Genomic DNA, 14,091 nt, shown 5'->3' with positions numbered 1-14,091 from the left:
TAATAGATAAAGTTTTTTATCTTTGTAAGAGTAAATACTCAGTTATGCATTTTATTTTAGATCTTTAAATATACCCTTGCTATTTTTGATAGAAATTTTTAAATTCAAACTTATGTTATACTTTTAATACTCCTTATTCACTTTCAATAGTATTGATAAGTATTAATCTATTAATAGAATTTAATGTTGTTATGAGTCTTGAAATTATTTTTTGAAAAAACATCATTATATATTTTTGAGATAAACATGCGTAAATTTAATTAAATGTTAACTAAAATAATAATATTGATAATCTTCTTAAGAAGATTTTTACTTTATATTTATTAATTTATAGGAGTTTTGTGAATAAAAGAAGAGCAATTTTTAGATATATTTTAAATTGTTCTCTTTTTCTAAGAATGCAGATTAAAATGGCAAAATATTTTACAAAAGAATAAGTTTGACAAAAGTAATACCGTTAAAAAATAATAGCTGTCAGTAATACTCATATATATTTAGCCTATATAATTAATTATAACCACTTAACTAAAGGTGGCATTGACATCATAACTGCATCTGGATTACCATTAGTCATTAAACCGAATTTTGTACCACGATCATAAAGCAGATTAAATTCTACATATCTACCTCGTTTTATTAGTTGATCATCTCGCTGCTCTTTAGTCCAAGGTTTTTGTATATGTTGATGTATGATATACAAATAAATTTTTAAAAAGGTTTCTCCTATTGCTTTTATAAACTTAAAATCGTTCTCCCAGTTGCCAGAATTAAGATTGTCATAAAAAATTCCACCAATACCACGTGGTTCTTTTCTATGTTGTAAGAAAAAATAATTGTCACATTCTTTTTTAAATCTTGCGTAATATACAGGATTAAACTCATCACATATTTTTTTAATTGATTCATGAATATACTGATAATCTTCTTCATTTTTATATGTTGGAGTAAAGTCCATTCCTCCACCAAACCATTGTTTTGATGTATATATTAGCCTTGTGTTCATATGTGCTGCAGGAATAAGAGGAGACTGCATATGAGATACTAAAGATATGCCACTTGCCCAAAATTTACCATTGTTTTCATTTGCGCCAGGAATTTCATTTACGATTGAATTTCTAAACTTTCCATATACTTTTGAAACGTTTATTCCTACTTTTTCAAAAACACTACCATAGATAATTATAGATTCACCACCTCCACCACCTGGACGATTCCATTTCCTTTTTTCAATTTTCGGATTTGTAGATGATTGTCTTTCAATTAACAAAAAGGACTCTAAGATTTTATCTCTTAGTAAACAGAACCATTTAAAAGCTTGCATTTTTTGTTTTTTCATGATGCTTTTTACAACAGTGTTAAAAATTCTAATAGAAATTATGTATCAAAGATGTTAATAAGTCTATACTAATTTAAGTAGCTTAATAAAGCATATTATATATAAAATGAGCAAAAGATACATAGATAGTAAAAAGGAAAATAGAGTTGACTTTATATTAAGAAATCATGGAATACCAATCATTTTTATTGCAGTCATTATGGTCTTACCTCCAATAATAATATCAGCACTTTATTTTTTTAATACGTATAATTGGCACATTAATATAGAAATTAATATGGTAGTCAGTACTTTCATGACTTTTTTTATGATATATAGTGTAAAACATCATAAATATTTGATTAGTATTACAGAATTTCAAAATGCAATATTTGCAAGTGCACTTAATCATAATACAGAGTTTTGTTTAATTTTACATAAAGATGAGGGCGTTATTTATGCTGATGCAAGGTTTTACGAAAGGTTCAGAGAACACATCGTAGATAATGATGTTACACTAGATAAGCTTCTTGAAGCAGGGAATATATCAGAAAAAGACAAAAAAGCATTATATCACGCGCTAAAAAATAATTCTTCTGTACAAATACACATTACCTTAGGTAAAAAAAATAGAACATCTAATTTTCTCTTGCTTCTTGATCCGATATCAAATAATCCACAAGTTGCTTTGAATAATAATAAGATCTTAAATTTGTCATTAGCACCAATAGCTAGGCCACATGGATATTTTGTGCTAAAGGCAATACAGATGAATAAAGAACAGATATATGAAGAGCTGATAGAAAAGCATAATATAGGAACCTATATTGCAAATCCTAAAGGGGTAATTTTATCTGTGAATAAAAGGTTCCTAGAAATATTTGAATTAAAAAAATTTGAAAAAGGTACTTCAATTAATGATTTTATATTTCAGTCTAATTATCATAATATAGTAACTGGTAATGAGATTGTGTTTTGTACAGTAAGTGGTGTTCCATTCAAAGCTTATATGAGCACTGCCATGTTTTGTGATAAACATAGTCATAACTATATATATGGTTTTATTACACCAGTTGAATCAAACATAGCTGACTATCAATTACATCCATGTTTCACAAATTCATCAATCGCTATTGCACAGTGTGATTCAAGTGGAAACTTTATAAAAAAAAATACAGCGTTGATAAAACTTGCTGGTCCAGAGACTAATTCAATCTTTACATTAATATCTGATGACTTTCATACAAAAATACGTGAATACTTCTTAAGTAATAGAATAAATAACGCATCTTTTGATGTGCAACTTAACAATAATGATAATATGAAAATATACTTCAATAAATTTCTTCATAGTAGAGTGATGTTTATACTTTGCTATTTTGTTGATAATACTGAGCATAAAAATCTAGAAATAAAACTTGAGCATTATCAAAAAATGCAAGCTATAGGTCAGTTAGCAGGAGGGATTGCACATGATTTTAATAATATATTAACTGGAATAATAGGATTTTGTGATTTGCTTTTACTTCAGCACTCGGCTAGTGGTGATCCATCTTTTGGAGACATAATACAAATACAGCAAAATGCAAAACGTGGATCGAATTTAGTTAAGCAGTTACTTGCTTTTTCAAGAAGGCAGACTATGCGACCAAAAATTATTGATGTAAACAGTACGATAGCTAATCTTTATGAAATGATAAAAAGATTGATAGGAGAAAATATAAAATTTACTGCATATTATGGTAGAGATTTAGGTCAGGTTAAAGCTGATCAAGGACAATTGGAACAAGTTATTATTAACTTAGTAGTGAATGCTAATGCTGCTATGGAAAAAGGAGGAGAATTAATTATACGTACTTTTAATAAGAAGATTAATTCGTTGAATTCTATACCTAAAAATATGTTTTCTCCAGATAAAGAGGAAATTGAACATGGAAATTATGTGATCATTGAAGTAATTGATACAGGTTGTGGAATGACTAGTGATACAATTCAAAAGGCATTTGATCCGTTTTTTTCTACTAAAGATATTTCTTCTGGTACTGGTCTTGGCCTTTCTACTGTATATGGTATTATAAAGCAAACTGAAGGATATATTTATGTTACTAGTAAAATAGATTATGGAACTAAATTTAGAATATTTTTACCAATGGTTTATATATTGGATGAAAATAATATAAAAAGGAGTAGTGAAGAAATAGAAAAACCTATAGTAAATGAAGTTAAAAATAATGGTACAATTTTATTAATTGAGGATGAGGATTCAGTCAGGGAGTTTGCTACCAAAACGCTACAAAGAAAGGGATTTGATGTGATAGAAGCTAGCATGGGTAGTCAGGCACTAGAAATAATAAGTAAAAAAAATCAACACATAGATTTAATAATCACTGATGTAATAATGCCGGAAGTTAGTGGCCCAGAGATAGTTAAAAAGGCTCTAATTCATAGGCCAAATATCAATGTTATTTTTATTTCTGGATATGCAGAAGATGCATTTTTGAAGAGTGATGATATTAATATAGAAGATTTTCACTTTTTATCAAAGCCGTTCACTTTAAATGAGTTAGGGAATAAAGTACAAAGTGTGCTATACAAAGTAGAAAAAACTGCTTAACTAAAAAATATCAAGAGATTTATTAATGCGGTAGTTTCTCATGTACTTAAGTATAATGGGTTGATTTCGTGTATAAAATTTAAAGGTGTGGTAAACTATTATATATAGTAAATTTTAAAGGATAGTGCTATAAATAGCATGACTTCAACTCTTGAATGAGTACAAAATTTTTAAATTAATTAAGAATTTGAATTATAAGAATGCTAAGAAATAATTAATCATAAAAACGAAGTATATAAGATTAAAAGGTATCGGTATCAATAGATAAAAGAAGTAAGTATAAAAAAAAAGCTGATGATATTTTTTATGGAAGAATTAGTTTTGATCAAGTAAAAAAAAGATTTAAATTTATATAGCTTATTTAATTTAAATACTTGGATGTTCTTCTCTGTAGGTAAAATAGCCAGCAATAAAAAAGTCTCTACTGATTATAAAGGCATTTATCAATGCTAAAAATAATAAAAGAAAAATGTAAGAAGAAAATAGTTTATTAAGTTCAAGTTCGTAAACTAAAAAATTATAAAAGTTATATTTGAATTGATCAAAAGGAACTTATTAAGTTATAAAAACATACCTCTATAAAATCTTCTTGCATTTACTAGTGTTATTGTATTGCTATTTTAATATAGAAGAAACAGTAAGTAAATTTGTATAAATAGTATAAAGGCATGTTAATTATAACATAATGTTAAATGCTTTCTATTGTTGTATAACTATCAGTAACTTTTGGTACGTTCTACTCTAGAATAAAATGTATATTGTTATTTTTGTGCTTAATCTATTCTATTTTATTTAGTAATACTACATGAAATGTGAAAGATGGGATTAAAATTATAAATATAAAATTTTTTTTTCACTTGTATTTATTAATCTAAGTTTAAATCTAGTAGGTTCATTGTACTATTAATTTAGCTTTATGCTCTTTTTTTTAATCAAATAATTGAATCAAGCTATAAAACTTGCTAAAGTCCATTTTATAAAATGCACCCTTAGCTCAGTTGGACAGAGCATTTGACTACGGATCAAAAGGTCGGGCGTTCAAATCGCTCAGGGTGCATTTTATTTAAGAATATAGAAAATATATCTCACACTTGAAATTGATGTATGAAATACTTACCTTTAGAACTTAAATACTGAATCTATTGTATATGAGCACAAAAGACTACTATGCACTGCTGGAAGTAGGCAGAAATGCTAACATTGATGAGATAAAAAAGGCATATAAGAAATTAGCATTGAAATATCATCCAGATAGAAATCCTGGTAATAAAGAAGCAGAGGAAAAATTTAAAGAGATAACATCTGCGTATGAGGTTTTATCTGATCCTGAAAAAAAGGCAAGTTATGATAGTTATGGTCATGAAGGTGCTGGTGGGTTTGATTTTAGTCAAGCTGCAGGAGATTTTAGTGATATATTTAACGACTTTTTTAGTGGAGGATTTGGAGAATCAAGAAGGTCAAAAGCAAAAAGAAGTACACTAGGGGTACCAGGATCTGATCTACGTTATGATCTTGAAATTACTTTGGAAGATGTATTTAAGGGGATACAAGCACCTATACATTATGTTACGAATGTAAAGTGTGGTGCATGTCAAGGTACGGGTAGTGAAGGTGCAATCAAACCGGTTCAATGTCATACGTGCCGAGGAAGTGGTAGAGTTAGAGCCCAGCAAGGCTTTTTTACAATTGAAAGAACTTGTACTATGTGTTATGGAGAAGGTGAAATAGTACAGAATAAATGCAAAAAATGTGGTGGGAATGGACGCAGAAGAGATGAGGTAAATATATCAGTCTCAATTCCAAGAGGTATAGAGGAAGGTGCGAAAGTGAGGGTAAGTGGTAAAGGAGAGGCTGGAGCAAAAGGTGGAAAAAGTGGTGATTTATATGTGTACGTTAAAATAGTTCCACATAAAATTTTTACTAGGAATAAAGCAGATTTATATTGCAAAGTGCCTGTAAAAATGACATTAGCAGTACTTGGTGGTGAAATTGATGTTCAGTCAATTGATAAAGCCAAAATAAAAGTGAAAGTTCCTGAAGGTACTCAAACTGGTACTAAACTACGTTGTAGAGAACAGGGTATGCCATATATGAACTCAAATGTACGTGGTGATTTATATGTACAAGTAGTAGTTGAGACTTTAAATCCGAAAACCTTAACTAAAAAGCAGATTGAGTTATTAAAAGCACTTGAAGAAGAAGAAAATGTGCAACAGCACCCTGAAGGTTTTTTTAGTAAAGTAAAAAAAAAATAAAAAATTTACTAAATGATATTGAAAATAGTTTTAGATTTATTTAATTATTTGCTATTATTAGCAATGCTTACAGACTCTTGTAAGGTTTTATGAAATTTACTCAATTTTTATTTAGGCTTTATTGAATAAATATGCTATTAAATATATAATCATATATCTAAATTATTGCTAGCTCTTAATTTTTAATTTAATAAATAGTATAAGATGAAAAAGAATAAATCTACTTGTTCAAGTTTAAAAAAAATCTAGCTCCTCTCCTTCTTTTCCTAGTATTCTCTACTTAACTGAAATTAGTATGAAAAATATATTAATAGTTAATTTTAGATTGAATATAAAAAATTAATAGATTTATTCTTTTATAAGTTGTATAATAATATCTTTTGAATAATAATAAACAAAGAAAGGAGGGATAAAAAAAAGCAGCAGAAACGTAAATTTTATATTATGATACTTTAAATAATATGTTTAACTCAAAATTTTACGGAAGTTATGAATTTAAGCTAAGCATAAATCAAGCTTAAAAGCCTTGTTCTTTATATCAGAGTAACAATATAAAGTTTTAAAAGAGTTATTTATTACTAATGTTGACTTTGTTTATTTTTTTCTCAGAAAAGTTAAAAATTAAATTTTATAACATTGTACCATAATATATTTAATTCTTTTTTTAATATTTTTTGGAGGATTTTACTTCTTACTAATCTATGTTTTTAATTTTTATCTCTTTGATATACATAATGTATAAAATATTTTGTTCTGTATAGCTAAAACTATAATTGTTATTAGTTTCTATTTACATAAATTAGTACTGTCCCAATATCTATTTTATTATTTACTTTTATTAGTTGTCTTTTCTACTTTTAACTAGATTTTAGTATTTTTTTCTCTTTTTCAATTTTAGTTAGCTAAACGGCTGCAAAAAGTGCTTTGGTCTGTTTCGAATGTAAGTCTTAATTTTTACAATTAAATTGTATATATTAAACTTAGTAAATTCTATTACATATAGAAAACTTTATCTTAATTTTATTAAAATATTTTTACATAATTATACTATATAATATACTTTTTAAAAAAAGTATGAATGTATTAGGTAAATTAATAATTTTACTGTTAATTTTTTTATTTTCTTTTCCTTTATATTCATATCAATTTAGAACTAGAGCAAAACAAGCAGTGATTTTAGATTTAGCCTCAGATTTATTTATTTTTGAGCATAATTCCGATGATAAAATGGCCCCATCTTCAATGAGTAAACTAATGACTTTATATATAGCTTTTGCATATCTAAAAGATGGAATAATAAGTATGAAAGATAAATTTCAAGTAAGTAAAAAGGCATGGGAAAGAAAAGGTTCTTCTATGTTTCTAAAAGAAGGTCAATTTGTTACAGTAAAAGAACTACTTGAAGGAATAGTAATAGTTTCTGGTAATGATGCTTGTATAACATTAGCAGAAGGTATTGCAGGATCAGAAGAAGATTTTGTGGTTGAAATGAATGAGATTGCACGAAAACTAGGCCTAAATAATAGTCACTTTGTCAATTCAAGTGGGTGGCCAAATGAAAATCATTTTATGAGTGCAAAGGATTTAGCAATATTGGCGAAGAGAATTTTTACTGATTTTCCTGAATACTATGATTTATTTTCTGAGCAATATTTTACATATAATAGTGTCTCACAAAAAAATAAAAACCTTTTACTTTTTTATAACATCGGGGTTGATGGATTAAAAACTGGTTATACTAGTGTTGGTGCATATGGAATTGTAGCATCTGCAAAACAAAATGGTAGAAGAGTTTTTGTTGTTGTGAATGGTTTAAGTACTGAGAGGGAGCGTATAGAAGAAGCAAAAAGACTGATTCAATATTCTTTAGACCACTTTTATAGTAAGAAGATATTTACTAAGGGTGATATAGTTGAGGAAATAAATGTTCTATATGGGAAAAGTAAAAAAGTATCAGTCACAGTCGCAAATGATGTTATTATAACTTATAGTCGCAATTTACAAGATAAAGTTAAAGTGTATATTGAATATAAAGATATGATAGTTGCACCAATCAAAAAGGGGCAAGAAGTAGGTAAGATTTTTATAAAAATACCAGGCATGAAACAAAAGACTATGTCACTTTATGCAGTAAATGACGTGCATAAATTAAGTTATGTAGAAAAATTTTTTAGAGTATTATTTAAAGTTTAACTCATATTTACTATAGAATTTTAATAGACATAAGTTACTAAATATATGATTTTAGAAAGAAGAATTGAAAAAATTATGAATTTAAAAGCTACTCAGTTTTATATTATAATAACTTCTTTATTTTTTTTATATAAATGAAGTTTACATTATCTTGGTTATTAGAATATTTAGAAACTAGTGCTAGCTTAGAAGAAATTATTAATAAATTAACTTATATAGGACTAGAAGTGAAAAATGTAGTTGCAGATATAGAATTAGTTGGATTTACTACTAAAAAAGTACTGAGAATTGCATCTTATTTAAATATTGATAAATTAAAATCATGCAAAGTAGAAGATAGCAGTAAAGTTATGCAAGCAATGTGTGAAGTAAAGGGTATTAAAAAAGATATAAGAAATATACTTGAATCTTTGGAAAATACGTTGCTCAAAAGTAATTTCATGGCTAAGCATATAAAAGCACAGAAAATACTAGGGAAAGATGAAGAAGAAATGATTCATTCTGCTTCGCATACATTAATTCAAGAGGAAGTTGAAGAAATAATCAAACTTTCTACTACTTATAAAGTAGAAAATAAATTTTTTAATTGTATTCTTATTATTGATATAAATGTCACTCCAGATCGTGGAGATTGCTTAAGCGTTTACGGGATAGCACGTGATTTAGCAGCAGCTGGAATTGGAAGATTAAAAGCTTTAACTCATCTTAATATCATTCCAGAACATAGTGTGCAAACTCAAAACAAACTTTCTTTTCAGGATTTAGTAAAAAAAAATTCTTCTATACATGTTAAAGTTACAGATAGAGAAAGCTTTATTAGTGGAATATATATTGCCAATGTAAAAAATAGAGAGAGCCCAAAATGGTTGAAAGACAGGCTACAATCAATAGGGATACACTCAGTTTCTACAATAGTTGATATTACTAATTATATTATGATATCTTTTGGTCGTCCAATACATGTGTATGATGCAAAAAAAATAGAAGGAGAACTTATAGTACGTAAAGCAGGTGGTAAAGAAAGATTTACTGACTTGAATGGTAAAGAATACTTATTAAATCAAGATATAAGCGTTATTGCTGATAATAAAAATACTCATGCGATCGCTGGGATTATAGGAGGTAAGTATAGTAAATGTACTCTTGAAACTACTGATATCTTCTTGGAGTCTGCTTGGTTTAATCCTATTTCTATTACTAAATCCTCAAGACAGCTAGGAATTTCTACAAACTCAAGTTATAGATTTGCACGTTCGGTTGATCATGAATTTGATGGACTAAGCCTTGCAACTCAGATGATTTTAGATTTGTGTGGTGGAGAAGCATCAAATATAGTGTCTGCCGGTAATCTAAATAAAGTTAACACGAAAGTAGATTTTGATTATCGAGACGTAAATAAATTTGGAAGTATATCTGCATCATCTGGTGAAATATTTAATATCTTGACAAAATTGGGGTTTAGTATTGATAAAGGAGTTGGAAGTCACTGGAATGTGCAAGTACCAAGTTGGAGACCAGACGTTGCTATGTCTGCTGATCTGATTGAAGAAGTAGTAAGAATATATGGCTATGATAAAATAAAGGAAGAAGCATTACCAATAGGTAATGGCACAATAGAAATTAATGAACAAGATAGCTTACGTGTTTTAATGGCAAGTAGAGGATCTCATGAAGTGCTCACTTGGTCATTCATGAGTAAATCAATAGCTAAAAAGTTTGGCTATTCTGATAAATTATTTACTATTAATAATCCATTGAGTAATCACTTTAATATAATGAGACCAAGTATCATGCCAAATTTATTACAAATTGCTGCAGATAATATTGCTCATGGAATATCTGACCTTGCAATTTTTGAAATTGGTCCAGTTTATGATAATCTTAATCAGTCTAAGCATATTTTAAGTGAAATTAGATTAGGAAATAATTTACCGCGAAACCATTATAATTTTGACAGAAAAGTGGATATTTTTGATGCAAAGGCTGACCTCATGATGGCTTTGAAATTTTTTAACGTCAATTGTGATAATTTAACTATAGAAAAAACAAAAAAGGAATATTACCACCCAGGAAGGTCAGGCACTTTTTCTTTTAAAAAAAAAGTAATTGGTTATTTTGGAGAATTACATCCTAATATACTAGATCTCTTTGGTATTAAGGAAAAAGTTGTGGGTTTTGAGGTAGTACTGGAAAATATCAGTGACTTACCTATAAATAGGAAAGGATTCATCGATTATAAATACCAAAGTGTAAAACGGGACTTTGCGTTTATTGTAAATAAAGACATAGCAGTAGGTAATATAATCAGTATGATAAGAAAAAGTTCAGAGCTTATCACGGAAGTTTCAGTATTCGATATATATCATGGAAGCAATATTGAATCAAATAAGCTGTCTATAGCATTATCAGTTACTTTTTGTTCTCCAACTCATACTTTAACTGAAGAAGAAGTTAAAAAAGAATCGAATACTATAGTTAATTTAGTATTAAAAAAAACTGGAGGAATTTTAAGGCACAAATAATGTTTGTTCGAAAAAATATTCGGAAAAATGAATAAGAAAATTTCAAATGAAAAAGCTAAGGTTTTTGAAGAATGTAATGATAACTATTATCAATAGTTATTTAGTTATTTTTAATACTAAGGACTTTAACTTTATAACTACTAATTCTATTCAGGTACTTATTTCACATAATTATTTATATAGTACAATTACTCTAGTAAAATTTTTAAATATTAAATACTATAGTTAGTTAATAAACTTAATAGAACTTATAACTTAAAAGTTTAGTTATCTTTCAGTAAGTACTATAAAGTATTTGGCTAATTGAGTGGGAGAACAACCTATTTAGGGTAGCAAAAAAGTTACAAAAAAAACAATTAAACATAAAAAAAAGTGATAATAGTTACTTACTGTCTAGCATACATTAGAATTAATTAGTAGTTGTAAAAACATCAATTGCAAATAGTTTATCTTCTTTTATGAGGAAAGATGATCTCTAACTATATAGAATGGAGGATATAATATAAACTTTGCTAGTATAATTGCAGCTTATTGTTTATAGTACAAATTTTTGTTTTACTCATACTTTCTAATCTTAGTTTAAGGAAATAACATTAACGTTAACATTAATGATATTAGTGAAAAAAATTGTCATAGTAAACATGACGAGAACCAGTTGTGTAAAATACTTAAAATTATTGTATTTGTATTATTATAAATTAACTGAAATTATACTGTATAAAATACAATGCAAAAAAATAAAGTGAGATATATGTATTGAATTGGCAGTATAGTATGTTGTGCTTTACTTTTAAAGTAGATACTAGCATCTTTAAATATAAAAATAGTCTTGTAAATTTGATAATTAAACTAAAACTTCAGAAGATGTACTCATTATGTTTTGCACATTTTGTCATATGAAGTATTATAATGTTAATTATTAAAATGGAAAATTATAGTAAAATTTATAAATGAAAAATTAAATGTATTTTTTATATTACCATTTATCTTTTAAAAGAGAATGTTATAAAATAATTTTATGTGAAAATAATAAGGATTTTCTGTAATTATGTAACTTATTTTATAAACTAAGTAAAACTTTTTAATGAGTAAACCATGTAAGTAAGTAATAGTAGAGTTGTTTTGACAAAATTAATGTTTATTTTGTTCCAATATATAGTGTTACTATTCCATAGCTCATATTATAAAACTTAACATTTTTAAAGCCTACTTCTGTTATTTCCATTTTAAATTTAGCTTGAGTTGGAAAATTTCTGATACTTCTTACTAAATATTCATAAGAACTTTTGTCTTTAACAACTATACTACCAATTTTAGGAATGACTTTAAATGAATATAAATCATAAAATTTAATAAACATTTCACTTTGATAATGCATAGGAGCAAATTCTAAACAAATAAATTTGCCATTTGGTTTTAGTACCCTGTGTGCCTCATTTAAAGCTTTTTTACGATTGGAAATATTTCTAATACCGAAAGCCATTGTGCAATAATCAAATGTTAGGTCTTTGAATGGTAATTTTTCTGCATTTGCACATATCCAACTAAAATTAAGTTGATTTAAATTTATAGCTCTATCAATTCCTCTATTTAACATATTTTGATTTATATCGCATATTGTAACTTGAGCGCTTGGTTCTTTTTTTGCTATTCTTATTGCTATATCTCCAGTTCCTCCAGCAATATCTAAAATTTTAGAATTTTTTATAAAATGCATGTTATCTATCATTTTATTTTTCCATAATCTGTGTATTCCAAAACTCATTATATCATTCATAATATTGTAACGATTTGCTACGGAATCGAATACTTTTTTGACTAACTGAAATTTATCCATTTTTCTATAATTATTTCATATTGTGATATAGTATTTAGTTTTTGAATGTTTATTCAAATTAAATTAATTCAAGTATCTTTAAATAAGATTCTTTAATTTATAAAAGAAATACCGATAAACTACAATAAAACCTCGGCAAGGCTTCTTGTAAGTTAAAGAATGATATAGTTTTGATATAAAGTTTGAAGTATCAATTAATGAATTGTCTTATTTCATTAATTAATAAATTTTAATGACGAGCAGAAAACATCTGACAATTTATTACAATTTTTGATAAATCATTACATTTTAAGCCTTAGAAGTGAAAAAACTAAGCAAATAATTATTTATATAGTTTATATAACAAATTAATTAGGTAGTAGTAATTTTTATAAAGAAAAGGTTATAAGTAGTAAATTATCAAAGTTAAAGAAAGAAATAAATTCTACTATATTAAGATATACTAAAGTTAAGGGACATACGCTACTTGAATGTACTTTCTTAAAAGTAACTTAAGTGAGATTTTGTTATAGGTTTAGGTTAGATCGTAAATTTATATAGCTTATATCAATTGTTTAGATAAAATACTCTTTTATAATCTTGCTGAAAAAAAGTATCTTTTCTTTAAAAAATCTATTATGATTAGTTTTATTACTGGCTTCTTTATTTATCATGTTTTTTTTAATAATTAATATAGTTTCATTATACAAGTTTTGCTGGTAACTGTACTTGTGTCATATTTTGCTAAGGTCTAAATCTTTTCAGGAGTTAGATTATATGTTAAATTAAAAATGTTTTAGTTTTGTATATTTAGGTAATTCAACGTGAAAAGGACTCAATATAATAGTTTAATTTTATCTTATGCAAGGGCACTGTTTTATATTTCAAAAAGTGGATTAGGTGTTATAAGAGAAGAAGTGAAGTTTCTATTGGCTTTTTTAAAAAAGCAATATGATATTTATATATATCTGTCTCATCCTGTTGTTTCTCTTGTGCATAAGAGAAACATAATACTTTCTATTAATAAAGATTTCAGTGAGAGTTTAGTGAAATTTATTATAGTAATATTTGTAAATAGGCGTTCTAGTTTATTGTTGTTTATACTAGAAAAATTTTTAGATCTTGTAAAAGAAAATGAAAACGAATTGGAAGTTACTATAAAATCAGCAGAGGTATTAAAGAAATCAGATATAAAAATTATTACTGAATCTTTAAGCTTTCTTGGTAAAATAATAAAAGTCGATAATGTAATCGATCCTTCCATACTTGGAGGTTTTGTGATAAGGTATGGCTTTAATTTAATTGATGCTTCATTAAAAAATTACTTAGATAAACTAGTTAATCTCAGTAAAATTGAAATGTTAAAATGAGGAATC

General features: G+C 26.7%; 7 protein-coding genes and 1 tRNA gene. 6 read left to right on the top strand and 2 right to left on the bottom strand.

What is annotated here, in order from left to right; translation table 11 throughout:
* Nucleotides 1-511 precede the first annotated feature (511 nt).
* Nucleotides 512-1,336 carry an oxygen-dependent coproporphyrinogen oxidase gene (gene hemF / locus GOY14_RS02080; protein ID WP_175809646.1) on the bottom strand — a complete coding sequence of 275 codons (825 nt, stop codon included), beginning with the start codon at nt 1,334-1,336 and terminating at the stop codon, nt 512-514.
* Nucleotides 1,337-1,442: 106 nt separating this feature from the next.
* On the opposite strand from hemF, the gene GOY14_RS02075 reads away from it, so the two are divergent.
* From GOY14_RS02075 to pheT, 5 genes are all read left to right on the top strand, one after another.
* Nucleotides 1,443-3,929 carry a response regulator gene (locus tag GOY14_RS02075; protein ID WP_175809645.1) on the top strand — a complete coding sequence of 829 codons (2,487 nt, stop codon included), beginning with the start codon at nt 1,443-1,445 and terminating at the stop codon, nt 3,927-3,929.
* Nucleotides 3,930-4,912: 983 nt separating this feature from the next.
* Nucleotides 4,913-4,986: transfer RNA gene (locus GOY14_RS02070), tRNA-Arg, on the top strand.
* A gap of 91 nt (nt 4,987-5,077) precedes the next feature.
* A complete protein-coding gene (dnaJ, locus tag GOY14_RS02065; protein WP_175809644.1) occupies nt 5,078-6,184 on the top strand; it encodes a molecular chaperone DnaJ in 1,107 nt (368 codons plus the stop codon).
* 1,074 nt (nt 6,185-7,258) lie between these two features.
* A complete protein-coding gene (locus GOY14_RS02060; RefSeq protein WP_175809643.1) occupies nt 7,259-8,377 on the top strand; it encodes a D-alanyl-D-alanine carboxypeptidase family protein in 1,119 nt (372 codons plus the stop codon).
* A gap of 134 nt (nt 8,378-8,511) precedes the next feature.
* Nucleotides 8,512-10,899: a phenylalanine--tRNA ligase subunit beta gene (gene pheT, locus GOY14_RS02055; RefSeq protein WP_175809642.1), complete on the top strand. Its 2,388-nt coding sequence runs from the start codon at nt 8,512-8,514 to the stop codon at nt 10,897-10,899.
* 1,138 nt (nt 10,900-12,037) lie between these two features.
* Here the strand turns inward: pheT and ubiE are convergent.
* Nucleotides 12,038-12,736, bottom strand: coding sequence for a bifunctional demethylmenaquinone methyltransferase/2-methoxy-6-polyprenyl-1,4-benzoquinol methylase UbiE (gene ubiE / locus GOY14_RS02050; protein ID WP_175809641.1), 699 nt, complete (start codon nt 12,734-12,736; stop codon nt 12,038-12,040).
* A gap of 803 nt (nt 12,737-13,539) precedes the next feature.
* On the opposite strand from ubiE, the gene atpH reads away from it, so the two are divergent.
* Entirely contained in the window at nt 13,540-14,085 is a 546-nt protein-coding gene (gene atpH, locus GOY14_RS02045) for an ATP synthase F1 subunit delta (protein WP_175809640.1), read from the top strand.
* The last annotated feature ends 6 nt before the right edge of the window (nt 14,086-14,091 follow it).

The sequence above is a fragment of the Wolbachia endosymbiont of Dipetalonema caudispina genome, from assembly GCF_013365495.1.
Taxonomy (GTDB): domain Bacteria; phylum Pseudomonadota; class Alphaproteobacteria; order Rickettsiales; family Anaplasmataceae; genus Wolbachia.
The sequence above is the reverse complement of the archived record's forward strand: the minus strand, read 5'-3'. Positions and strand labels throughout refer to the sequence as shown.

Excerpts from the sequence above, each read along its gene's own strand:
- hemF (WP_175809646.1), bottom strand. The coding sequence starts at position 1,336 with ATGAAAAAACAAAAAATGCAAGCTTTTAAATGGTTCTGTTTACTAAGA.
- GOY14_RS02075 (WP_175809645.1), top strand. The coding sequence starts at position 1,443 with ATGAGCAAAAGATACATAGATAGTAAAAAGGAAAATAGAGTTGACTTT.
- dnaJ (WP_175809644.1), top strand. The coding sequence starts at position 5,078 with ATGAGCACAAAAGACTACTATGCACTGCTGGAAGTAGGCAGAAATGCT.
- GOY14_RS02060 (WP_175809643.1), top strand. The coding sequence starts at position 7,259 with ATGAATGTATTAGGTAAATTAATAATTTTACTGTTAATTTTTTTATTT.
- pheT (WP_175809642.1), top strand. The coding sequence starts at position 8,512 with ATGAAGTTTACATTATCTTGGTTATTAGAATATTTAGAAACTAGTGCT.
- ubiE (WP_175809641.1), bottom strand. The coding sequence starts at position 12,736 with ATGGATAAATTTCAGTTAGTCAAAAAAGTATTCGATTCCGTAGCAAAT.